Here is a 22,913-nt window from a genome sequence, read left to right as displayed (position 1 = left end):
ATTTGGGCCAAATCTCCTCGGCTTACATTCTCGCCACGCCGTCAGGCGGTCCTGGAGGGGGAATAGCGGCTGCCGAGCGAGTAGCGACTGCCGGCATAGGTCAGCTTGCTGATCGTGGCGACGACCGCGCCTGTCCACGTCCGGCGGTGCAGGAGAAGGCAGCAGCTGCCGACATCGATGCCCAGATGCCGCGCCGTCTCCTTGTCGGCCGGGATGGCCGAGATGATATGCTCGACCTCGGTCACCGGGGTTTTCTGCATCAGGTAGTCATAGGTCGCCGTCTTGGTGAAGTCCTGCTTGTCATAGTCGGGGATCAGGCTCGGATTGACGAAACGCTCTTCCAACTGCACCGGCAGGTCGTTCTCGAAATTGACGACGACGGAGTGATAGATCGGGACACGCTTTGCGAACTCGAACGACAGCGCGAGCTCCTTTGTCGGCATGATTGTTTCGAGGACGAGGACCTCGGAGCGATGCCTGTTGCCGCGCTCGACGATCTCCGCCGCGATGTTGTTGATCTCGATCAGCGTCGATTGCGGCCGGGGTGGCGCGATGAATGTTCCCACGCCTTGCAGGCGGATCAGGAAGCCCGCCGCGGTCAGTTCCCGCAAGGCCCGGTGAACCGTCATCCGCGACACGCCCAGCGACGCCACCAACTCATTCTCGGATGGCAGCTTGCGATCCTTGCCCCACCGGCCCGTTCCGATGTTGGTTAGGATGTAATCCTTCACCTTCTCGTAGAGAGGGCTGGCCGTATCGGGCAAATCGATCATCTCAAAAGTCCTTTCCGGCGATTTATCGGAAGTCACCCATGCTCGACAGGTTGCCGCATGCGGATGATTGTTTTCAAGCCGTCGCTCTGCCCCGCCAACAGCCGCTCATAGGCAGCGGGAATGTCATCCAGGCCGATCTCGCGGTCGATCAGAGCCAGCAGCGGCTCGCCGAGTTCACCCAGCATCCGCACGGCGTCGGGCAGTTCGTCGGCGAAGGCATGGCATCCCAGCAATCCGATTTCGCGTTCGACCAATATGTTGGGGTCGATGTCGAGGCGGCCGTGGAAGATGCCGACCATCGCCACCGTGCCGCCGGAATCGAGAACATCGAGCAACTGATTGAAGGCCGCGATGCTGCCGGTCGCCTCGACGGCCGCCAGCAAAGGGGCATTACCGGTCGCGGCGGCAATGGCATCGCGGTCGAGATCGACGATCGTCGCACCCGTCACCCGCGCCACGCGGGCGCGGCGGTTCTGGTTGCGGTCGGCGACGAGCACGGTGCCGGCAAAGGTTCGGGACAGCAGCAGCGCGGCAAGACCGCCGATCGGCCCGCAGCCGACGACCAGCACCGAGCCCGCTGTCTTCGGCAGCCGCCGCACCGCGTGCAGCGCCACGGCGAGCGGCTCGGCCATCGCCGCGACCCGCTCGTCAAGCGCGGCGTCGATCACATGCAGCAGGCGTGCGGGCAACACCGCCTGTTCGGCAAATCCGCCGTCGCAGACTTCTCCCACGAACCCCAGGGAGCCGCAGAGATGCCGCCTGCCGGCACGGCATTGCGCGCAGTCTCCGCACCAGAAACGGGAATCGGCGACCACCCTGTCGCCGACGGCGACGGTGTCGACGCCCTCGCCGATGGCGGTGACCGTGCCGGTCAGTTCATGGCCGGCCGTCGAAGGCGACCGGCTTATCCATTGGCCGGTGCGGAAATTGTGCAGGTCCGAACCGCAGATGCCGGCGGCATCGACCCTGAGCTTTACCCAGCCGGCATCCGGCGCGCACGGCGCGGCGATATCCTCGACGCGCAGATCGCCGGGTCCATAGAGTCGTGCCGCCTTCATCGCGATCGCTTCCGCTCAGCCGGCGAGATAGCGGTCGCGGATCTCCGAGACCGCGTTCTCATGCGAGCTGAAGCCCTCGTAGCGGGCAAGCCTGCGGGCATGCAGCGCCAGCTCCGGATAGGCGGCCGAGGTAACATAGCCGACCGACGAGCGCTTGACGAAATCCGTCACCGAGAGCGGCCCATAGGTCCGCGCCCAGCGGCTGGTCGGCAGCACCGCGTTGGGCCCGAGGACGAAGTTGGCAAGCGTCACCGGCGTGTGCGGACCCATCAGGATTTCGGCCGCCTCGGTGATGTGTCCGAGATGCGCGAACGGCTCCTTCGACAGGATCTCGAGGTGTTCGGGCGCATAGTCGTTGATGAAGCGGTAGCTGTCTTCCAGCGACGCGGTCAGCACGATGCCGCCGCGCTTTCCAGTCAGCACCGCGCGCGAAAATTCCACACGCTGTTCGGTCATCCGCGACCAGTGCTCGGGAAGTGCCGCCAAGGCTGCCTCGGCGACCTTGCGGCTGTGCGTCACCAGATAGGCCGAGGAATCCGGCCCATGCTCGGCTTCGATCAGGAGGTCGAGCGCGGCAAGGCCGCCGTCGACGCTGTCATCGGCGAAGATGATCGCTTCCGACGGACCGGCCGGCAGGCCGGTGTTGATGATCGACGACAGCACGCTCTTGGCCGCCACCACCCACGGGCTGCCGGGGCCAACGATCTTGAGCGCCGGCTTCACCGTCTCAGTGCCGTAGGCGACGGCAGCGACGGCTTGCGCGCCGCCGCATTTGTACACGGTGCCCACGCCGGCGAGGCGTGCGGCGACCAGCGTCGCCGCATCCACCGAACCATCCGCTGTCGGCGGCGTCACGATGGCGATCTGTGGCACGCCGGCAATCACCGCCGGAACCGACGTCATCATCGTCACCGACGGAAAGGCGCCCTTGCCGCGCGGCACGTAGAGCGCGACGGACGCGATCGGCGTGTACCGGTCGCCGGCATAGGCGCCCGGCCGGACTTCCTTGAGCCACATCGTTTCCGGCTTCTGCTCCTCATGGAAGCGACGGATGTTGTCGATGCCGAACTTGATGCTCTCCACGACATCCTTTTCGACCTTGTCGAATGCCGCGTCGAACTCCGCCTCCGACACCTTCAGTTCGCCGTCAGACACATTGGCCTTGTCGAGTTCCCGGGCGAAGCGGATCAAGGCGGCGTCGCCCTCGTCCTTGACGGCCTGGATGATCGGACGGACTTTTTCGATGAAGACCGTCAGATCGCCCTCGGCGCGCTTCAGCAGACTGGCGCGCTGGTCGGCGCCGATGGATGACAGGTCGTGGAAGCTGATGTCGGACATGGCTGCTCCTTCTCTTGGAACTCTTGGAAAGCAATGTTGGTTGGCGCTGGTCGGCCACTCTTCTGGAGGTCGACAGGTCGACCCGGACAAGGATCACAGCCATCACGAGGCTTCTCACGGCGAAAAGTATATACATGTATGTATAATGATCGCCAGCGATTTTTCCGTCATCCTTCCAGCCGAAACTGTCCCGGACAACCCGCGCATCAGATCGAGGCGAGAAAGCCGCCATCGACCGGAATGGACTGGCCGGTGATGTAGGCCGCCGCATCCGAAGCGAGGAACACCGCGATGCCGTGCAGGTCGCTGAGATCGCCGAAACGGCGCTGCGGGATCTTGGCGAGCATGGATTGCTGCCATGCCTCGTTGCTGTAGAAGACATCGGTCATCGCCGTCCTGAAGTAGCCCGGGGCGATGGCGTTGACCCGGATGCCGAGTTCCGCCCACTCCGCCGCGAGCGCCCGGGTCATGCCGAGCAGGCCCGACTTCGACGAGCCATACGGCACCGCCGTGGGGATGCCGACTTCGGATGTCAGCGAACACAGGTTGATGATGGCGCCGGGCCGTCCGGCGTCTCGCATCTGCCGCGCGGCGGCCTGGGCGCAGAAGAACGCTCCCTTGAGGTTCGTGTCGACGATCCTGTCCCACAGCGCCTCGTCGACATCGAGCGAGGGCCGGACCTCTTCCATCCCGGCATTGTTGACAAGGATGTCGAGACCGCCAAGCAGGCTGGCGGCCTCGGCGGTCGCCGTCCGGCACCGCTCGACATCGGTGACATCCAGCGCGATGGCGTGCGCCACCCCGCCGGCCGCGCGGATGGCCGCCGTGGCGTCTTCCAAAGAGGCCAGCGTGCGCGCCGTGACCGCGACGTCGGCGCCGGCCGCGCTCAGCGCCTCGGCGATGCTGCGCCCGATGCCGCGGCTTGCGCCGGTGACAAGCGCCTTCCTGCCGGAGAGATCGAAGAGAGAAGCGTTGCGCATGTGATCCTCCTTGCCGGCACCGTCTTCGGCGCCGGTTTCGAGATTACCAGATCAAGTTACATATACAAGCATATACAAACTATTTCGGCTCCGGTAGTGATGACAAAGTCCGCCTGACGGGCGCGCCTGTTCCGGCCTGCCCGGGGAAGATGCCGCGAAACCCGGTGTTTGAGAACCCGGCCGATGACCTTGTCGGCCTGCCGCAGAGGAGCCCGCTTGTGTCGAAAGCCTCGAATATGGTCCGAGCCGAAGTCACGCGTCTGTCGCCCTACAATTCCGGACTGACCATTGACGAGGTCATGCTGCGATACGCGCCCTCAAGGATCTCCAAACTGGGCTCGAACGAAAACCCATTAGGCCCGAGCCCGGCCCTGGCCACGATGATGCATGCCGGCTCCGAGATGTTCCGGCTCTATCCGGACCCCGCCGGACGCAAGCTCCGCCAGGCGATCGGCGACAGATATGCCGTTGCCGAGGATCAGGTCATCCTGGGCAACGGTTCCGAAGACCTTCTCTCCGTCATCAGCCGTGCCGTCTTGCGGCCGGGCGACGCCGTCGTCACGCTCTATCCATCGTTCCCGCTGCACGAAGACTACGCGACGTTGATGGGCGCGACCGTCAAGCGCGTTGCCGTCAACGGCGATCTCACCATCAATGTCGACGCGCTGGTCGGGGCGGTGCGCGAACGGCCTCGCATGCTGTTGTTCTCGAACCCGATGAACCCGGTCGGCAGTTGGCTCCCCGGCGGCGATCTGTCTCGGGTTCTGGACGCGGTGGGCGACAAGACGCTGATAGTCATCGATGAAGCCTATGCCGAATACGCCGAGGGCGACGGCTATGCGTCGTCCCTGCTCCACCTCGGCAAGCTCGACCGGCCCTGGATCGTGCTCCGGACATTTTCCAAGGCGTTCGGCCTCGCCGGATTGCGCATCGGCTTCGGCATTGTCGGTGACCCGGAGCTGCGCGCGCTGCTCGACCGTGTCCGCACGCCTTTCAACGCCAACGGCATGGCGCAGGCCGCCGCGCTGGCGGCCCTCGCCGATGAGGAACACCTCGCCAGGGTCGTCGCGCTGGCCAGGACGGAGAGAACACGCGTCGAGAATTTCCTCACCAGCAAGGGCCTCGAAGTCGCTCCCTCCAGAGGCAACTTCCTGTTCTTCAACTGCCGGCAAAATGCCTCCGCATTCGCCGAAAGCCTGCTGCGCGAAGGCGTCATCGTCAAACCGTGGAAGCAGGAGGGCTTCGACACCTATGTGCGCGTCAGCATCGGCTCGGCTTCGGAGAACGACCACTTCATGGCTGTCCTGTCGGACCTGCTGTGAGCGCACGCCTGCCGGCGCCGAGCCGGGCCGCATCGTTACGGGGCCAGACGGCAGCGCAGCGTCGGCCTGTGTGCCGCTAGCCGACGCGGCGTCGGCCAATGAAGCGGGCTTGCTAGGCTTTCTTCAGGAATTCCGTCCTGAGAACCAGATCCTTGACCTTTTCAGCCCGACACTCGACCTCATCCTCGTTGCCCGTGAGGCGGATGTTCTTGATCAGCGTTCCACGTTTCAGGGTGACGGAGGTGCCCTTGACTTTGAGATCCTTGATGAGCGTGACGGAATCGCCTTCGTTCAGTGGCGTGCCATTGCTGTCCTTGACCTTCATGGTCCTGTTTCCCGCCTTTGTGCATCGAGTTTGCTGAGAAGATCGGCGATTTCCTCGGCATCCTGCTGGTTCATCCCAACGATGGTTCGGCTGCCCATCTCGGCGGGCCGCCCGGTAAGAGCATCGTTGACGGCCCAGGTGCCAGTCGGCTCCCGGCAAAGTTTGTAGCGTTGAGTCATGCCGGCACCATAATCGCGGTGTCCCGCCATGCCAAGGGAGGATCAATATTTTTCAGTTTGTATTGATGTTCTGCACATCAATGATACCATCGAGATTATCATTTCTCATACTCAGACACTGATGCCTCGATGATCACAGCCTTCCAGCTTCGTGCCGCCCGTGCCCTCCTCAACATCGACCAGAAGACCCTGGCGGGAATGGCGGGCATCTCCGTGCCAACGATCCAGCGAATGGAAGCCAGCCACGGCAATGTGCGCGGCGTTGTCGACAGTCTGATGAAAGTGATCAATGCGCTCAACCGGGCCGGCGTCGAACTGATCAGCGGCGGCCGTGGCGTCAGGTTCCGGCATCCCGATGCTCTGACAGGCAGACCAAACTAAGCCCCAAACACCCACCTTCGCTCACGCCAGCACCATGCGTTGGCCGATCCCTTTTTCGCCTCCAGAATCTGTTGATGAACCCGCCTCGGCACCCCCATTCTAGGTCACGACTTGCCGCATCAAAAGGCAGGATTCGCTCATGATCGTGTATCTGCGCCGGTTGACCGGAAAGGAACGAAGCGAAAGAACCGACCGGCACCTCGCTCGTTTTCTGACGTTCATCGCGGGAGCCGCCAACGCTGGCGGCTTTCTGGCGGTTCAACAGTACACATCCCACATGTCGGGTATCGTTTCGTCGATGGCCGACCATGTGGCACTCGGCAATATCGGGCTGGCGCTTTCCGGATTGGGGGCCTTGTTGTCATTTGTCGCCGGCGCGGCCTGTTCGGCGGTCCTGGTCAACTGGGGAAGGCGGCAGGGCCTGCAGAGCGAATACGCGTTCCCGCTTGTCCTGGAAGCGGTCCTGCTGATCTGTTTCGGTCTGCTCGGCGGCCATCTCGCACGTCACGAAGCGCTGTTCGTGCCAATGACGGTGATGCTGCTTTGCTTCATCATGGGGTTGCAGAACGCTATCATCACCAAGCTGTCGGAAGCCAGAATCCGGACGACGCATGTCACTGGCCTGGTGACTGACATGGGCATCGAACTCGGCAAGCTGCTTTATTGGAACATCTCGGGGAGTGACTCGGACGAACTGTTCGTGAAGGCGGATCGAAGGAAGCTGAGGCTGCTTGCGTCGCTTGTTGCATTGTTCTTCATCGGCGGCGTCATCGGCGCCGTGGGTTTCAAGCACGTCGGCTTTGCGGTGACGTTGTTTCTCGCTGCCATTCTCCTCGTGCTGGCCTCCATGCCGGTCCTGGAGGATGTCTCCATTCGCATGAGGCGGCTCTGGCAGTAGCCCCATGGAGCTTTGCCACATGCCGGATTGGCCGTCGGGAATCCGGCACCACATCGGCAACAGCAAATTGTCTCTTGGCGTCACCCGACATGCCTTGTACAAAATCCTGCTCTTTGGTGCCCCTCATCCTGTCGGGGGGAAGAGCCCGTTTCATATGCAAAGAGCGTAGCGTGCGCAGACACCCGCTCATCAACGGCGGGAGGTCGCGTTGGGCTGGTTGAGCCGTCGCTCGGTGGAGCAGAAGCCGGCAACTCCCGTTTCCTCGATGCGCAGCTTCTCGGGCCTGATGGCCGCTTATTGGCGATCGGAGAAATGGCTGGAGGCATGGGGGCTGACATCGGTCATCATCATACTTACAGCCTTGTCGGCCTTGGCCAGTGTCTGGTTTGCGGAGGTGTCGGGCCAGCTTGTCAGCGCGATCGCCCTTCTTCACCGTCCTGAAGATCCCGCGACGCTGAGAACCATCCTGGAGAGCGCCGCGATACTTGGCGCGATCGTGGTCCTTCGGGATATAGGCTTCATCCCCGTCCGTCACTATTTCTCGACGACGCTGCACCGCAAGTGGCGTGCGTGGCTTGATCAGCGGTTCAACGATGCCCTGCTCGACAGGAACCACACGCACTATCATCTTCAACATGGCGCCACCCATGCCATACCGCCCGATATCTCGGTCCCCGACAATATTGATCAGCGTGTCCAGGAATCGATCAAGGGAATGGCCGGCGGTGCCATTGGCGTCGCCATGGGTATCGCGGGGGTGCTGCTGTCACTTGTCTTTGTTGGCAGCAAGATCGTCGAAACGTCCGCTCCGGTTGATGGACTGCCCTTCTTCGGTAGCTACGGCAGCGCCTTCCTGACGCTTGTCGCCGTCATTGCCTACGTCCCGATTGCAACCTTCGTCGCGACGAAGCTGGGGGCGGTGTTGCAGGAGCTGGACAACACGATGCAGAGGGCCGAGGGCGGTTACCGCGGCGAACTGAACAGGCTTCTCCACAACAGCTTTTATACCGCCGCCGCCTCGGGCGAGATTGCGCAGAAGCGCATCCACAAACGCCGCTACCTCGACATTGATCGGACCTGGGCGAGGCTCAACAAGCTGGTTTCCGGATATATGGCATTTGAGCTCTTCTACAATTTCCTGGGCTCTCGGATTGTTGCCTACGCGCCGGGTCTGTTGCCCTATGTCGACAACGAGATCAGCCTGCAAACCTACGTTACGGGAGCCGAACTGGCGAACGCGCTGATCATTGCTTGTTCCTGGTTCATCCACGTCATGCCGGACATATCGACGCTCAAGGCGAATTCAGGTCGCCTGACCGAGCTTGCAAGGGCGATCGAGGATGTGCAGCGGCCGCGCGAGTTCTACGCGCGAACCGGCCTTTCCGAACTGCGCTACAGCACGCAGGACCCCAAACTTGGCCTGACCCTCAATGATCTGGAACTGATGCATGAGGGCGACGATGCGCCCTTTGTCAGGACCGGCAAGCACCACTTCAAGCCAGGAGAATGGACCTTGCTCGTCGGAGAGTCGGGCAGTGGCAAGTCGTCTCTGTTCAAGGCCATCAATCGCCTCTGGCCGCACGGTCGCGGCGCGACAATTCTGCCCGAGGACGTACGAAGTCTGTATGCCGCTCAGGATGTGAACCTACCTCCCATATCCCTCAAGGAACTGATTTGCATGCCTGATCTTGTTGAAGCCCATTCGGATGTCGACGTCGCCGTCGCGTTGACCAAGGCGGGCCTTGCCGAGTTCGCTGGCGACCTCGACCAGGAGGGTCGCAGTGGGCATAGCTGGGACCAGCTTCTTTCCGGCGGTCAGAAGCAGAAGATCATACTCGCGCGGATACTCCTGCTCCGGCCGGGTCTGCTGTTTCTGGATGAATCGACGAGCGCCCTCGACCCCGACGCCACGGTTGCCTTCCACCAGGCAATCAAGGATGCTTGTCCGAGCGCGACGGTGATCAGCATCATGCATGACGCCACGCCTCCGATATCCGCCACCGGCAAGGGCTTCTACGACAGCGTGGTCACCATCGCAAACGGCGCCACCAGAAAGGAGCCGCTCGCGGACACGAAAGGCGGTCCCGTGGGTCCGGCGCGGGTAAAACCGGTGGCCAGGACAGGAGCGCGCCAAGACGTGCAGCCACGGTCCGGCGGCCGGGGATAGTCCACACCTCATCGGGCAGGCCGCGCGTCGCCCAGCGCTTGCCCTTTGGCTAAATGCCGGAGCGTCCGGCAGCATGGGCGATAAAAATCACTTGCCCGTCATGCGCTGCCTGCAGCCCGCCAGCGCTCGATCTTCCCTTCCTGGCTGTCATTCTGGCGCTGGATGGAACGGCTACGGCCCGACCATTCGATACGGCGGAAGACGCCGCCGCGTTCAACAGACCGATCACATCGGCCGGATCGGGAATTGACTCGCTAACCGACTGCCGGAAGCGTACAATTTCCTGATCGCCGGCCATGGTTCGCGCGCTTGGGCATGGAAGAGCCAACCACGCTTTCACCCATGAGGGAAAAGCAATGTCTTTCGACCATCCAATCGACTCCAAGCAGCTCTCAATGCTCGCCAAGGTTCTCAACGACTACTGTACCGAGGCAGGAATTCCCAAAGGCCACCCGGCAAGAGAACATTTCGGGCGGCGGCTCATGGATTTGTTTCAATCCGGGGTGGATCAGCCGCAGGAGCTAAAGTCAAAAATGAACGCCGGCTACGAAGAGTGGCTGGGCGAGACCGGCACTATTGATCATTTCATACCGCCCAAACTATCGTCCGAAGACCGTCTCGTAGGCGACGATATCTTGCCCGGATCGGATCGCAGAGGCAGACCAGCCGCCGGCAAGAACAGTGGCGGATAACGACCCTTCCATGTCCATCAGGACTCATGGGCAACTTAAGGACCCGCGGCTTTCCGGCAATAAATTTGCCGACTGAATGAATGCTTCGGGACAAGCCGACGGAGCATCGATCGCTGTCTCGGCTTCTCGCGGATGCCGAAGGTCCGCTTTGCGGCCCAGCTTCGCGACCACTGTTCTAGGCAATGGGCATCGGTCGTGTCGGCTGCCGACACCCTGCTCGCTGCCAATCCCGTGCCCTGAAGCAGGCGCGCGGCGCCCGCGCGGTTCGCCTTGATCGAAATCAAGGACAATTGGCGCATTGCTCATAACGTCATCAAACAGAAAAGAAGTGGAGGAATGGATGATGGACAAAGACAGGGTAATCGAGTCTGCGAAGGTCGTAAAAGGGAAGATAAAGGAGGCCCTTGGCAAGGCGGTCGGCGACGCCAAGTTGGAGTCCGAGGGCAAGGCCGACAAATTCGAAGGCAAGGTCCAGAATGCTGTCGGCGGCATCAAAGACGTTATCAAGGAGAAATAAGCACTGTTGCTGGCAACTCTCTGGATTGCCAAATCGACAGTCAATCGAGTTTGCCCGGATAGGGTGAGCGTCGGCAAGGTCCGACCAATGGGATCAAAAGGAGAAGACCCATGTCGCTTGGAGCCATACTGATCATCTTGCTTATCATTTTCCTGCTCGGTGGCTTTAGTGGCCGCTTCGGTGGATACGGCTACGGGTTCGGCCACGGCGGCGTTGGCATTCTTGGCGTAATTCTGATCATCGTCATCGTCCTGGTTCTCATGGGACGAGTTTGAGCCCATTTCTCAACGAATTTAATACAGGCGCAAACATACCCGCTTGGTCGCTCACAGACACCAAGGGGTAACCATCCCCTCCAGGAGAAGACGATGAACAAGATCACCTCGGGTATACTGGCCGGCGCATTGTCGGCTTCGTTCGCGGTTTCCGCCACCTTGCCGGCCAATGCCGTGCAGATGTTCGTACCCCAGGCGCCGTCAGCTTCAAGCGACGTTCAGACCGTGGAAGCCCGCAACGGCGACCCGCGGTGGATACGTCGGCACGGCAACCGAGTGCATCGCCGTATCATACACAACGACGGCATGTACTGGAACGGCCACCGCGGCTACCGCGAGTACCATCGCGGCTATCGCCGGCACGGTGACTTCTGGTTCCCGCTTGCTGCCTTTACCGCCGGTGCACTGATTGGCAGCGCAATCGTCAACAGCGAGAACAACCGTGTCTACGCGGGTAACGCCCATGTGCAGTGGTGCTACGACCACTACAGGTCGTATCGCGCGTCGGACAATACCTTCCAGCCTTACAACGGCCCGCGTCGGCAGTGTCATTCGCCCTACTGAAGTTCCGCCGCCTGCTATCCGCTTGGCTGGTCCTGAAGCACACGATGGGACCAGCCTCTAACTGGCGCCCCGCCCTGCGCCTTGCGCTGCTCGGCGTGGCACATGCCATGGCCTGAACGCCAGCAGGCTCAGCTCATGCGCGATCTCGTCAGCGCCAACCGATGGCGGTACCAGCAACATCGGCTGGACAAGATCACGCACCTTGCCTGCCATGACGAGCGCGTTGCGGTCCGAGGCGCCGCGGGTATCGAGCAGTCTCACATTCGCCCAGATATTGCTGAGTTTCGCGGCAACCCGATCCGGCATGGTGTCGAGGTCGTGGCTAGCATGAACATTCCCGATCAGCATGCCGGATGGGTTTTTGAGACGTGTCTGCGCCAGACCGAAGAATGTCTCGGCGCATAAATGATCCGGAATGCGCCGCCCGGAATATGCGTCGAGAACGATGGCGTCGTAGCGATGACGGTCGGCGCGCAAAAAATCCCGCCCGTCGGACGTGCAGCAGCGAACGCCCCGGGGCAGCCCAAAATATTGCTGGGCGATCTGGAAAGCCTTTGGGTTGATGTCGACGATCGTGACACGCACGCCGACCCTGTCCAGCATCGTGCCCAGGCTGCCGCCGCCACAACCGATCATCAGGACGTCGGACACTTCCGCTTGCGCGAGAAGACCAAAGATCGCGTGTATATAGGGCACGACGCTGATGCCATTGGGGTCGCACTCGCTTTGGTAGCAACCGCCTTGGCGATAGATGAACGAACCGGAATCCTTGGTCCGCAGAACCTCGATGTTGCCGAAATCGGTGTGATATTTCGCAACCCGGATCATGACCTGGTCACCACAGTCAAATTCCTAAATCCGCCGCTCAACTCGTCTCTCGAACGGCCTTTTGCCAGGGCGTTTCGCGGCCTCCGCATGGCAGGCCCGTTTTGCACTTGCCGGGCACCGGGGAGCGCCCAATCCCGGCTCCTGTCGCGCGGTTTCCCATGGCGCAGGGACAGATGTGTCACGCATCATTTGTTGAACGCACCGCATTTTAATATATGCTGCAACCGGCAGGGACAATATCTCAAAGTTAACAATGAGGGATGCAACCCGTGATAACCGCTCCACAGTTGCGTGCCGCGAGGGCGCTCCTTGGCGTTGACCAGCGCAGGCTGGCCGAATTGTCCGGCCTGTCGGTGCCGACCATTCAGCGCATGGAAGCCAGCGAGTCGATCATCCGGGGCAACGTCGATTCCCTGATGAAGTTGATCGGGGCCCTTGACCTTGCCGGCGTCGAGCTGATCGCCGAGGGCGCCTCCAGCCAGATCGGTGGACGCGGCGTGCGGCTTAAAGCGGATTTCGATCCCGCCAAGGTTCTGGGCGGGGACGATGCGGGCGCCAAACTCGCTGCGAGGAGCGTGGCGTGACTTCGGACGCCGCGGTCCTCCTATGGGGCGTTGCATCGCTCCTGGGGACAGCGGTGCTTGCGATTGCGTTGAGCCGCACACCGGGCTCGGGAACACGCCTCGTCTACGGCTTGACGCTCGGTATTTCGGCCACCGCGCTCCTGGTCCTCGCTGGCCGCATCCTCGAAGACCCCATCACGCCGTCGACTGTCGTATTGCCGGTCGGGCTGCCTTGGATTGGAGCTCATTTCCGCCTGGATGCGCTCTCGACCTTCTTCCTCGTCGTCATCAATTTCGGCGGCGCCATGGCCAGCCTCTACGGTCTCGGTTATGGCAGCCACGAGCCCTCGCCACACCGGGTGCTGCCGTTCTTCCCCGCCTTCCTCGCCGGAATGAATCTGGTCGTGCTCGCGGACGACGCCTTCAGCTTCCTGCTCTCCTGGGAATTCATGTCGCTCTCTTCCTGGGCGCTGGTCATCGTCCACCATCGCGAACGGGAAAATGCACGGGCCGGTTACATCTATCTCGTGATGGCGAGCTTCGGCACGCTCGCGCTGCTGCTTGCGTTCGGCTTGTTGTCCGGGCCGGTCGGAAACTACACGTTCGAAGCGATGCGTGCCGCGGGGGCCACCCCGCTCGTCGCCACTTTCGTCCTGGCTCTCATGTTGCTCGGCGCCGGCTCCAAGGCCGGTCTCGTTCCGCTACACGTTTGGCTTCCACTCGCTCACCCGGCCGCGCCAAGCCATGTCTCGGCACTCATGAGCGGCGTCATGACCAAGGTCGCCGTGTATGGCTTCATCCGCGTTATCTTCGACCTGCTCGGTGAACCGACATGGTGGTCGAGCATCATCGTCCTTTTCTTCGGAGGCCTCACCGCCGTCCTGGGGATCCTTTACGCGTTGATGGAAAAGGACCTCAAGCGGCTGCTTGCCTATAGCACCATCGAAAACATCGGCGTCATCTTCGTAAGCCTCGGTCTGGCGCTCGCCTTCAAGGCGAACGCCATGCCATCGGCCGCGGCGCTGGCGCTTACGGCCGCGCTGTTCCACGCTCTCAACCATTCGTTCTTCAAAAGCCTGCTTTTCTTCGGCGCCGGCGCCGTGCTCACCGCAACCGGCGAACGGGACATGGAGAAGCTGGGCGGTCTTATCCATCGGATGCCGCAGACCAGCTTCGTCTTTCTCGTTGGCTGCGTGGCGATCTCCTCGCTTCCGCCCTTCAACGGCTTCGTCTCCGAATGGCTGGCCTTCCAGGCTGTCCTGCAGAGCCCGGATTTGCCGCAATGGGCCCTGAAGGTGATGGTGCCCGCCGTCGGCGGCCTGCTCGCGCTGTCGGCGGCGCTGGCCGCGGCCTGCTTCGTAAAGGCCTTCGGAATTACGTTCCTGGGCCGACCACGGACCTCGGCGGTGGAACACGCGCATGAAGCCGACCGCTACTCGTTGGCGGCAATGTTCATCCTTGCCGCGCTCTGTCTGCTTGCCGGCATTCTGCCGGGCTTTGTCATAGATGGCCTTTCCCCCGTGACGCTTTCGCTCATCGGCAGCCGCATGCCGGTGCAGATGGCGCAACCTTGGCTTTCGATCGCGCCGATCGCCGAGAGCCGCAGTTCCTACAACGGCCTGCTGGTGTTTGTATTCATCGCCATTTCCGCATCCGCCGCGGTCTATGTGATCCATCGCTTCGCCTCGCACGCACTGCGTCGCGGTCCCGCCTGGGGTTGTGGCTTCGCGGATGCCGTCCCGGGCTCGCAGTACACGGGCGTCAGCTTCGCGCAGCCTATCCGCCGGGTCTTCGGCACGTTCGTGTTCCGCGCGACTGAAAGGGTCGAAATGCCGGCACCCGGCGATACCGGTCCGGCTCGTTTCAAGCTGGAAATCCATGACGTGATCTGGGAGACGCTCTATCTGCCCATCGGCAAGGCCCTCGACTTTGCGACCGACCACCTGAACCATCTGCAGTTCCTGACGATCAGGCGCTACCTGACCCTTGTCTTCCTCTTCCTCATCGTCTTGCTCCTGGTGCTCGCACTATGGCCCTGATCCTTGAGTTGACGGTCCAGGGCGCGCAGATGTTGCTGGTGCTTTTGCTGGCACCGCTCCTGACCGGCTTCGTCCGCAAGGTGAAGGCAAGGCTGTTGCGGCGCCAGGGCCCTCCTCTGATCCAGCCCTATCGCGATCTCTTGCGGCTCATGCGCAAGGAGGTCGTTCTGGCCGACAATGCATCCTGGCTGTTTCGCGTCATACCCTATCTGATCTTCGCCTTCACCTGGGTCGCCGCCGCGCTCATACCGACATTCGCCACCGGCCTCGAGTTCAGTTGGACCGCCGATCTCATAGCGATCGTGGCGCTGCTTGGAAGCGCGCGGTTCTTCCTGGCGCTGGCGGCGATGGACGTCGGTACGAGCTTTGGCGGCATCGGCGCCAGCCGCGAGGTGATGATCGCTTCCCTGGCCGAGCCCGCCATGCTCCTGATCGTGTTCAGCCTGGCACTCGTTGCCGGCGCGACGCAACTGTCCACGGTGGCGGCTTTCATGGGCTCGCCGCAGGTCGGTCTGCGGGTATCGCTCGGAATGTCGCTGATCGCACTCGTCATGGTGGCAATCGCGGAAAATGCCCGCGTGCCGGTGGACAACCCGGCGACGCATCTGGAGCTGACCATGATCCACGAGGCGATGGTCCTGGAATATTCCGGTCGCCATCTGGCGATGATCGATTTCGCGGCCTTCCTGAAGCTTCTGCTCTACGTCTCGCTGATTTCCTGTGTCTTCGTTCCCTGGGGGCTCGTGACCACCGGGGCCGGGCCCTGGTCCTATGTTCTGGGCGTCGTTTTCTACATCTGCAAACTTGCCGCGAGCGGCGTTCTCCTCGCCTTGTTCGAGACCGCCATCGCCAAGATGCGTGTCTTCCGCGTCCCGGATTTCCTCGGAGCGGCGCTCATGCTGGCCCTGCTTGCCACGCTCCTGCGGTTCGTCTCGAGGAGCCTCTGATGAACGGCCTCACCTTCGACATCGCTCATCTGCTCGCCGGTGGCCTGGTGCTGGTCAGTTTCATGATGCTGTACCAGGATCGCCTCTTCGCGCTGATCAATGTTTTTGCGGTTCATGCCATCGTGCTCGCCCTGTCGGTGGCCTGGCAGGCCTACATCCAGGACGCGCATCATCTCTACGTCACGGCGGCGATTGCCCTCATTTTCAAGGCGATCGTCATTCCCGTCGGGCTTCATCGCATCATTCAGCGGCTCGGCATCCATCGCGATATCGAGACGGCGGTCGGGATCGGTTCGACCATGCTTGCGGGTATTGGCCTGGTGACCCTGTCCATGGTCCTGATGCTGCGGGTCACCCCCTACGCCGCCCCCCTCGCCCGCGAGGACCTGGCCTTCGCGCTGTCCATAATATTGCTGGGACTGCTGGTGATGGTCACCCGGCGGAATGCCGTCAGCCAGGTGGTGGGATTCATGTCGCTCGAGAACGGCCTGGTCCTTGCCGCCACCGGGGCCAAGGGCATGCCGCTGGTCGTCGAGATCAGCGTCGCCTTCTCGATCCTCATCGCCTTCATCGTCATCGGTGTGTTCCTGTTCCGCATCCGCGAGAGGTTCGACTCGGTCGATGTCGGCGCGCTCGACGACTACAGGGGAGAGCATCGTTGACCGCGTTTTCCCTCGATGCGGTGGCCGCCATTTTGCTGATACCAGTCGTCGCGGCCGCGCTTCTGGCGGCGCTGCCGAATTACCGGCTGGCGGCTGGCCTCAATGTCGCCGCGAGCTTGCTGACCTTGCTCGCCGCAATGTCGCTCTTCGTCACTGATCGGCCACCGCCCGGTCAATACCTGCTCGTCGACGATCTCAACATCGTTTTCATCGTACTCAATGCCTTTGTCGGCTTCACGACCAGCGTCTTCAGCGCCTCCTACATTGCGCACGAACTGGATACCGGACGGCTGACCGCGTCGAACCTGCGATTCTACCATGCAATGTACCAGATCATGATGTTCGGCATGAACCTGGCGTTCGTGTCGAACAATATCGGCTTGATGTGGGTGGCGGTGGAGCTTGCCACGCTGACCACCGTGCTCATGGTTGGCATCTATCGCACGCATGAAGCGCTGGAAGCCGCCTGGAAATATTTCATTCTGGGCAGCGTCGGCATCGCGCTGGCCCTGTTCGGCACCATCCTCGTCTACATGGCCGCGCAACCAGTTGTTGGCGAGGGCACGAATGCCATGGTCTGGACAGTGCTCATCGCAAACGCGGCGCATTTCGACCCGGCATTGCTGAACGTCGCCTTCGTCTTCCTGCTGCTCGGCTACGGTACGAAGGTAGGCCTTGCGCCCTTGCATGCCTGGCTGCCCGACGCGCACGCGGAAGGCCCGACGCCGATTTCCGCGGTGCTGTCGGGCTTGCTGTTGAACGTCGCGCTCTATGCCGTGCTGCGTTTCAAGATGTTGCTCGCAGCAAGCCCGGAAGCGATCGCGACGGGGCCGTTGATGATCACGATGGGGGTGACGTCGCTTGTTTTCGCGGCCTTCATGCTCTACCGCCGCCGCGACATCAAACGTCTGTTCGCGTATTCTTCCATCGAGCACATGGGCATCATCGTGTTCGCTTTCGGCATGGGGGGCCCGCTCGCCAACTTTGCCGGCCTGCTGCACATGGTGATGCACAGCCTGACCAAGTCGGCCATCTTCTTCACGGTCGGACACATCGCACAGGTCAAGGGAACACAGAACATAACGGAGATCAGGGGGCTGACGGAAACGCATCCGGCGCTTGGCTGGGCGCTCGTCATCGGCGTCGTGGCCATCGCCGGCCTCCCCCCATCCGGCATCTTCATGAGCGAATTCCTGGTTGTGAGTTCGACATTTGCAAGACACCCCTTTCTGGCTATGCCGCTGGTATTCGGGATTCTGCTCGCTTTCGGCGCCCTGCTGCTTCGGCTGACCGGCGTCGCTTTCGGCGAACCGCGCGGCAGCACCGCGCCCGCCGACGCGTCCTACATTCCGATGTATTCCCACCTGGCGCTGGTGTTTGCCGCCGGCATCTATCTGCCGCCACCACTGGTCACATGGTTCCAGCATGTCGCCAACCTTCTGGGATGAAGGAAGGGAGAAAGAAGCATGCCCGCTGTGATCGACCTCATCCTTGCTGGCCAACGTGTCGACAACCATTTTCCGTGGGCGCGCGCCGTGGTTGCTCCCAAGATATGGAGCTTTGCCGTTGACCAGCTGGTCGAGGGTCACTGGGGCTTGCTCGGTCTCTGGGGTGAACCAGGCGTCGTCCATATGGCGCTCCTCGATGAAAGCGCCAGGGAGATCGGCGTTGTCAGCCTGGTATGTCCGGACGGCCGCTACCCATCGGTCGGCCGGCTGCATCCGCCCGCATTGCGCCTCGAACGCGCGGCCGCCGACTTGTTCGGTCTCTTGCCGCAGGGCGCGCCCGATACACGACGGTGGCTTGATCATGGCCAGTGGGGGGTCAGCTATCCGCTGGGAACCCAGCGGACATTGTCACCGACGGCATCCCCCTATCATTTCCTGCCTTCCGAGGGGGAAGGCCTGCACCAGATTCCGGTCGGACCTGTGCATGCCGGTATCATCGAGCCGGGGCATTTTCGATTTACGGCGAGCGGCGAAACGGTTGTCCGGCTGGAAGAGCGCCTCGGATACACGCACAAGGGCATAGAAGGTTTGATGGCGGGATCCGACATCGATCATGCCGCCAGGCTGGCGGCCAGGACCTCCGGCGACAGCACCGTGGCGTACTCCCTCGCCTTCGCCCGCGCGGTCGAAGCGGCGCTCGGTGTCGAGATTCCTCCGCGCGCGGTCTGGCTGCGAGCGCTAATGGCCGAACTGGAACGTCTGGCCAATCATCTTGGCGATATCGGCGCCATCTGCAACGACGCCTCCTTCTCGCTCATGCATGCCCACTGCGGGGTGCTGCGTGAGCGCGTATTGCGGGCAAGCGATGCCGCTTTCGGCCATCGTCTGATGCGCGACTGCATCGTGCCTGGAGGCGTGGCAAGCTTCCTGAGCGACGAGGGAACGACAGCGGTTCGGTCACTGCTCACCGAGATCAGGCAGCGGTTCCCCCAGCTGATCGACCTCTACGACAATACGGCGTCGCTGCAGGACCGGACGGTCGCAACCGGCCGGCTCAAGGCAGAGCTTGCCCGACAGTATCGCGCCGGAGGCTATGTCGGCCGAGCCTCTGGCCGGGACTTCGATGCGCGGCGCGGTCTGGCCTATCCGCCCTATGACGAACTCGCCTTCGACATCCCTCTCCTCCAGGAAGGCGACGTGAACGCGCGCGTCTGGATTCGCATCCATGAGGTGAAACAGAGCCTGTCCCTGATCGAACAGATCCTGGGAAAACTACCCGGCGGCCCGATCCGTGTCGATTTCGCGCCGACAGACGGACCGCATGAAGGCATGGCGCTCGTCGAAGGTTTCCGCGGCGACATTCTGGCCTGGCTGCGCATTGGCAAGGGCGGCCTTGTCGAGCGCTGTCACCTGCGTGACCCGTCATGGTTTCAATGGCCGCTTCTTGAAGCCGCCATCGAGGGCAACATCGTCGCCGACTTTCCGCTCTGCAACAAATCGTTCAACTGCTCTTATTCCGGGCACGATCTTTGAAGGCACGCTGTCATGCGCAAGCTCCTCTTCGAAAGCCTGATACGCCCCGCCCTCACCGAGCGGCCACCGTTGGCACGCGACTCGGCGATCGAGGAATTGGCGCGCGCCCTCAACGGGTCCGCCCGCAAAAGGCTGGGCAGAAGCCTGGCCATTCGGGCTGTCGACGCCGGTTCCTGCAATGGCTGCGAACTCGAGATGCATGCGCTCAACAATGCATTCTATGACATTGAGCGTTTCGGAATCCGTTTTGTCGCCTCGCCGCGTCATGCCGATATCCTGCTTGTCACAGGACCGGTGACCAAGAACATGCGCGAAGCGTTGAAGCGAACATACGACGCGACTCCCAACCCCAAATGGGTGGTTGCACTGGGGGATTGCGCCAGGAACGGCGGCTGTTTCGCTGGCAGCTACGCCGTGGTCGGGGGAGTGTCGGAGGTGCTGCCGGTCGATCTGCACATTCCAGGCTGTCCGCCGCCACCAATCGAAATTCTGAAAGGCTTGCTCGCCTTGCTCGAAGATTGTAAGCGCGAATTTCTCCGCACCTTTTTCCATTGAGCGTGTTTTGGCATGAAGTGTCCACTTAACGGAGGTGGACACCAAGTGATTGAGGACGATGAACAGAAACTGCTGGTGAGGCGGATTTTGCGCAACGGCCGCCGGCGGTACGACCCGGCGTCGAAAGAGCGGCTAGTTGCGGCCTGCCTTGAGCCTGGCGTGTCGGTATCGCGACTTGCGCTTGAACATGGGATCAATGCCAACCTTCTTCGGAAATGGATAAAGACGACCAAAGACGCCGGTGCTTTGCCGCCACCTGCACCGTCTGCGTTCATTCCAGTTCAAGTCACCGCTGCGGGACCACAGCCTGCCTATGCAGAGCAATTCGGTGGACAGGCCTGCTGCGCGTGGTGAAGAGCGGCTGTCGAAGTCGGAAAGCATGGGCTCATCGCCACTCCCAGCCAAGGTGAGCGCGTCTTTGCCGAACGGCGTGAAGCTGGTGCTGGAATGCGGTGATGTAGACGCGTTGACGGCGATCATTGGAGCTCTGGGCCATGTTCAGACTGGGCGCTGATCTCAACGTCTACCTGCACCGCGAGCCGATCGATTTTAGGGCCGGCATCAACAGCCTTGCGGTCCTGGTTCAGGAGGTGATGGAGCTTGACCCATTTGCGCCTGCGGTCTTTGCATTTTGCAATCGCCGCCGCGACCGGATGAAACTCTTGTTCTTCGACCGGTCCGGCTTCGTGCTGGTTCTGAAGCGGCTGACCGAAGACAGGTTCCGATGGCCACGCCGGGAGACGGCGGTGGTTACGCTGACGACCGAGCAGCTCCATTGGATTCTCGACGGCATCGACATCGATGCAATGGTGCGCCATCCGGTGCGGCAATATCAGGTTGCGGGCTGACGGCTCCCGAATTGTGCGGTTGACGCGTCGGTGCGGTTCAGATTCAAAACTACGATGAATCGACCTGGCGAACCGACTGTTGAGGAGTTGATGGCGCGCATTGCTGTGCTGCAGGCGGAGAACCGTCAGCTCGCAGAACGCGTGGTTAAGCTCGAGGAAGAGTTGGCGCTGGCGCGCTCACATCGTTTTGCGCCCAAGAGCGAAAAGCACGTTGATCGCCTCTTCAATGAAGCCGAACAGGTTGCCGATGAAGACGACGCGGGCAGCGAAGATGGCAATGTCATCGACCTGCCGGACACCGGCTTTCCGTCCACCGAAAAGCCGGAGGCAAAGAAGCGTGGCCGCAAGGCCCTGCCGGAACACCTGCCGCGCGAGCGCGTCGAGTATGACCTTCCCGAAGATCAGAAGGCCTGTCCTTGCTGTCGTCACCGGATGCACCACATGGGCGAGGCCATTACCGAGCAGCTTCATATCGAGGTGAAGGCGAAGGTCCTGCAGAATGTGCGCTTCAAGTATGCCTGCCGCCATTGCGACCGCACCGGCATCAATACGCCGGTCGTGATCGCGCCGATGCCCGCGCAGCCCTTGCCGGGCAGCATCGCCACGGCCTCGACACTGGCATTTGCTCTTGTTCACAAGTACGTCGACGGCACGCCGCTCTACCGCTTGAGCCAGGCATTCGAGCGAGCCGGCGTGCCCGTCAGCCGCGGCGCTCTGGGGCATTGGGTGATCGGATCGAGCGAGAAGCATCTCTCCCGCATCTATGACGCACTGAAGCTGCGGCTCAGGTCTCAAGCACTCATCCATGGCGACGAGACCACCGTCCAGGTCCTGAAGGAAAAGGACAGGGAGGCCACCAGCACATCATTTATGTGGGCATACCGGAGCGGCGAAGAGAGTAACGAGCCGATCGTGCTGCTCGATTATCAACCGGGTCGCGGCCAGATTTATCCGCAGGCCTTCCTCGGCGATTACCGCGGCATACTGATGAGCGATGGCTATACCGCATGGCGCACGCTGGCAGGGGCCACCCATGTGGGATGCATGGCCCATTCCAGACGTCGCTTCGTCGATGCCCTCAAGGCAAGAAAGAAGGGGGGCGGTCCGCCGGAGCAGGCGCTCAAGTTCTTCGAGCAGCTCTACCGGGTTGAAGGCCAAGCGCGGAACGAAAAGCCGGACAAGGGCGAAACACAAGCCGATTGCATTCGCCGCTTTCGCCAGCAACACAGCGTTCCCATCCTCAATGCTCTCAAGATATGGCTCGACGACATCGCGCCGAAGGTCTTGCCCGATAGCAAGATCGGCGACGCCGTGTCCTACACTCTGAACCAGTGGGAGTACCTGACGCGATACACAGAAGACGGCAGGATGCCGATCGACAACAACCTCCTCGAACGCGATATCAGAATCTTTGCCACCGGCAGAAAATCCTGGCTGTTCAGCGATACCGTGGATGGAGCCAGGGCCAGCGCCGTCATATACAGCCTGATGCTGACCTGCCGCGCCTGTGGCGTCGAGCCCTTGGCCTACTTGCGCCACGTCCTCAGCGAATTGCCGCAGCGCGCCACAGACGCCGACATCACCGACCTGCTGCCCTTCAACTTCGCCAAAACCGCCGCTGCATGATCCGATGCAGCCGTCTGACAGCGACCCCGTCAAACGGGCCGCGTCAACGCGCATGGAAATGAGCGCTTACCGAAGATTCAAGGACTGCTGTTCCCACGGATTGAATGCCGATGTGGAGGCTTTCCAAGCCGGGCTTGTCGCTGCCTCGGAATAGCTTCTGCGAGCGCTCGGTTGTCGATTTCACGGCCCGCCGTGCATCGCTGCGGCATTGGTGCTTCGCCCTCGCTCCGCGGGCTCGTCCCGGCGCTCGGCGGTTGCAGGATCGCCACCAATTGAAACCGCACCGCCTGTGCAATCAGCCGCGCCGGCGCAAAGCCGCCGCAGAGTGGACAATTCCCTGTGGGCGACCTCTTGAAGCAACGGCAGCTTATTTGTCGTCGCGTGCCAGCTGGCAC

The 22,913-nt window shown here is 61.9% G+C and carries 24 protein-coding genes and 2 pseudogenes; 18 read left to right on the top strand and 8 right to left on the bottom strand.

Annotated features, from left to right (window positions below; all coding sequences use genetic code 11):
* Positions 1-41 precede the first annotated feature (41 nt).
* The 4 genes from hutC to AC56QQ_RS11715 all read right to left on the bottom strand — a co-directional run bounded on the left by hutC (position 42) and on the right by AC56QQ_RS11715 (position 4,149).
* Positions 42-773: a histidine utilization transcriptional repressor HutC gene (gene hutC / locus AC56QQ_RS11730; protein ID WP_497127250.1), complete on the bottom strand. Its 732-nt coding sequence runs from the start codon at positions 771-773 to the stop codon at positions 42-44.
* Positions 774-805: 32 nt separating this feature from the next.
* Positions 806-1,831 carry a zinc-dependent alcohol dehydrogenase gene (locus AC56QQ_RS11725; protein WP_497127248.1) on the bottom strand — a complete coding sequence of 342 codons (1,026 nt, stop codon included), beginning with the start codon at positions 1,829-1,831 and terminating at the stop codon, positions 806-808.
* 15 nt (positions 1,832-1,846) lie between these two features.
* On the bottom strand, positions 1,847-3,169 hold the full coding sequence (gene hisD / locus AC56QQ_RS11720; protein ID WP_497127246.1) for a histidinol dehydrogenase: 1,323 nt from the start codon (positions 3,167-3,169) through the stop codon (positions 1,847-1,849).
* Positions 3,170-3,375: 206 nt separating this feature from the next.
* On the bottom strand, positions 3,376-4,149 hold the full coding sequence (locus AC56QQ_RS11715) for an SDR family NAD(P)-dependent oxidoreductase (RefSeq protein WP_497127243.1): 774 nt from the start codon (positions 4,147-4,149) through the stop codon (positions 3,376-3,378).
* 218 nt (positions 4,150-4,367) lie between these two features.
* On the opposite strand from AC56QQ_RS11715, the gene AC56QQ_RS11710 reads away from it, so the two are divergent.
* Positions 4,368-5,471, top strand: a complete 1,104-nt coding sequence (locus AC56QQ_RS11710; RefSeq protein WP_497127241.1) for a histidinol-phosphate transaminase — start codon at positions 4,368-4,370, stop codon at positions 5,469-5,471.
* A gap of 112 nt (positions 5,472-5,583) precedes the next feature.
* On the opposite strand, the gene AC56QQ_RS11705 is transcribed toward AC56QQ_RS11710, so the two are convergent.
* Together AC56QQ_RS11705 and AC56QQ_RS11700 are read right to left on the bottom strand one after the other, a co-directional pair.
* Positions 5,584-5,796: an alkylphosphonate utilization protein gene (locus AC56QQ_RS11705; RefSeq protein ID WP_091581971.1), complete on the bottom strand. Its 213-nt coding sequence runs from the start codon at positions 5,794-5,796 to the stop codon at positions 5,584-5,586.
* Positions 5,793-6,005: a hypothetical protein gene (locus AC56QQ_RS11700; RefSeq protein WP_497127239.1), complete on the bottom strand. Its 213-nt coding sequence runs from the start codon at positions 6,003-6,005 to the stop codon at positions 5,793-5,795. Before AC56QQ_RS11700 ends, AC56QQ_RS11705 begins: the two co-directional genes overlap by 4 nt.
* Before the next feature lie 99 nt (positions 6,006-6,104).
* Here AC56QQ_RS11700 and AC56QQ_RS11695 point away from each other — a divergent pair, with 99 nt between their 5' ends.
* The 3 genes and pseudogenes from AC56QQ_RS11695 (at position 6,105) to AC56QQ_RS11685 (ending at position 9,421) form a co-directional block, all read left to right on the top strand.
* On the top strand, positions 6,105-6,356 hold the full coding sequence (locus AC56QQ_RS11695; protein ID WP_497127237.1) for a helix-turn-helix domain-containing protein: 252 nt from the start codon (positions 6,105-6,107) through the stop codon (positions 6,354-6,356).
* A 139-nt stretch (positions 6,357-6,495) separates the two neighbouring features.
* Positions 6,496-7,242 (top strand): annotated as a pseudogene (locus tag AC56QQ_RS11690) (YoaK family protein); the annotation flags it as partial.
* 220 nt (positions 7,243-7,462) lie between these two features.
* Positions 7,463-9,421, top strand: a complete 1,959-nt coding sequence (locus AC56QQ_RS11685) for an ABC transporter ATP-binding protein/permease (protein ID WP_497127235.1) — start codon at positions 7,463-7,465, stop codon at positions 9,419-9,421.
* A gap of 49 nt (positions 9,422-9,470) precedes the next feature.
* Here AC56QQ_RS11685 and AC56QQ_RS11680 read toward each other — a convergent pair whose 3' ends face one another.
* On the bottom strand, positions 9,471-9,719 hold the full coding sequence (locus tag AC56QQ_RS11680; protein WP_497127233.1) for a hypothetical protein: 249 nt from the start codon (positions 9,717-9,719) through the stop codon (positions 9,471-9,473).
* A gap of 58 nt (positions 9,720-9,777) precedes the next feature.
* On the opposite strand from AC56QQ_RS11680, the gene AC56QQ_RS11675 reads away from it, so the two are divergent.
* The 4 genes from AC56QQ_RS11675 (at position 9,778) to AC56QQ_RS11660 (ending at position 11,469) form a co-directional block, all read left to right on the top strand.
* Positions 9,778-10,113: a hypothetical protein gene (locus AC56QQ_RS11675; protein WP_489862591.1), complete on the top strand. Its 336-nt coding sequence runs from the start codon at positions 9,778-9,780 to the stop codon at positions 10,111-10,113.
* 343 nt (positions 10,114-10,456) lie between these two features.
* On the top strand, positions 10,457-10,630 hold the full coding sequence (locus AC56QQ_RS11670) for a CsbD family protein (protein WP_497128956.1): 174 nt from the start codon (positions 10,457-10,459) through the stop codon (positions 10,628-10,630).
* Positions 10,631-10,740: 110 nt separating this feature from the next.
* A complete protein-coding gene (locus AC56QQ_RS11665) occupies positions 10,741-10,905 on the top strand; it encodes a DUF3309 family protein (RefSeq protein WP_489862592.1) in 165 nt (54 codons plus the stop codon).
* A 93-nt stretch (positions 10,906-10,998) separates the two neighbouring features.
* A complete protein-coding gene (locus AC56QQ_RS11660) occupies positions 10,999-11,469 on the top strand; it encodes a BA14K family protein (RefSeq protein ID WP_497127231.1) in 471 nt (156 codons plus the stop codon).
* Positions 11,470-11,526: 57 nt separating this feature from the next.
* Here AC56QQ_RS11660 and AC56QQ_RS11655 read toward each other — a convergent pair whose 3' ends face one another.
* On the bottom strand, positions 11,527-12,297 hold the full coding sequence (locus AC56QQ_RS11655; protein WP_497127228.1) for a spermidine synthase: 771 nt from the start codon (positions 12,295-12,297) through the stop codon (positions 11,527-11,529).
* Positions 12,298-12,566: 269 nt separating this feature from the next.
* On the opposite strand from AC56QQ_RS11655, the gene AC56QQ_RS11650 reads away from it, so the two are divergent.
* The 10 genes and pseudogenes from AC56QQ_RS11650 to tnpC all read left to right on the top strand — a co-directional run bounded on the left by AC56QQ_RS11650 (position 12,567) and on the right by tnpC (position 22,518).
* Positions 12,567-12,881, top strand: coding sequence for a helix-turn-helix domain-containing protein (locus tag AC56QQ_RS11650; protein WP_167365184.1), 315 nt, complete (start codon positions 12,567-12,569; stop codon positions 12,879-12,881).
* On the top strand, positions 12,878-14,899 hold the full coding sequence (hyfB, locus tag AC56QQ_RS11645) for a hydrogenase 4 subunit B (protein WP_497127225.1): 2,022 nt from the start codon (positions 12,878-12,880) through the stop codon (positions 14,897-14,899). Before AC56QQ_RS11650 ends, hyfB begins: the two co-directional genes overlap by 4 nt.
* On the top strand, positions 14,890-15,846 hold the full coding sequence (locus AC56QQ_RS11640; RefSeq protein WP_497127223.1) for a respiratory chain complex I subunit 1 family protein: 957 nt from the start codon (positions 14,890-14,892) through the stop codon (positions 15,844-15,846). Before hyfB ends, AC56QQ_RS11640 begins: the two co-directional genes overlap by 10 nt.
* Positions 15,846-16,508, top strand: coding sequence for a hydrogenase-4 component E (locus AC56QQ_RS11635; protein WP_489862597.1), 663 nt, complete (start codon positions 15,846-15,848; stop codon positions 16,506-16,508). The genes AC56QQ_RS11640 and AC56QQ_RS11635 overlap by 1 nt, the downstream gene beginning before the upstream one ends.
* A complete protein-coding gene (locus AC56QQ_RS11630) occupies positions 16,505-17,956 on the top strand; it encodes a hydrogenase 4 subunit F (RefSeq protein WP_497127221.1) in 1,452 nt (483 codons plus the stop codon). The genes AC56QQ_RS11635 and AC56QQ_RS11630 overlap by 4 nt, the downstream gene beginning before the upstream one ends.
* An 18-nt stretch (positions 17,957-17,974) precedes the next feature.
* Positions 17,975-19,489, top strand: coding sequence for a hydrogenase large subunit (locus AC56QQ_RS11625; protein WP_497127219.1), 1,515 nt, complete (start codon positions 17,975-17,977; stop codon positions 19,487-19,489).
* Between the two features lie 12 nt (positions 19,490-19,501).
* The gene (locus AC56QQ_RS11620; RefSeq protein WP_497127215.1) at positions 19,502-20,044 is read left to right on the top strand and encodes an NADH-quinone oxidoreductase subunit B family protein; all 543 of its coding nucleotides are present in this window, start codon (positions 19,502-19,504) and stop codon (positions 20,042-20,044) included.
* Positions 20,045-20,089: 45 nt separating this feature from the next.
* Positions 20,090-20,558, top strand: a pseudogene (gene tnpA, locus AC56QQ_RS11615) (IS66-like element accessory protein TnpA).
* A complete protein-coding gene (gene tnpB / locus AC56QQ_RS11610; protein ID WP_258580693.1) occupies positions 20,539-20,892 on the top strand; it encodes an IS66 family insertion sequence element accessory protein TnpB in 354 nt (117 codons plus the stop codon). The pseudogene tnpA and the gene tnpB overlap by 20 nt, the downstream one beginning before the upstream one ends.
* 54 nt (positions 20,893-20,946) lie before the next feature.
* Entirely contained in the window at positions 20,947-22,518 is a 1,572-nt protein-coding gene (gene tnpC / locus AC56QQ_RS11605; protein ID WP_497123677.1) for an IS66 family transposase, read from the top strand.
* Positions 22,519-22,913: the final 395 nt, after the last annotated feature.

The organism is Mesorhizobium sp. RCAM 05099 (assembly GCF_059683685.1).
This window is presented reverse-complemented; position numbering and strand designations above follow the sequence as displayed.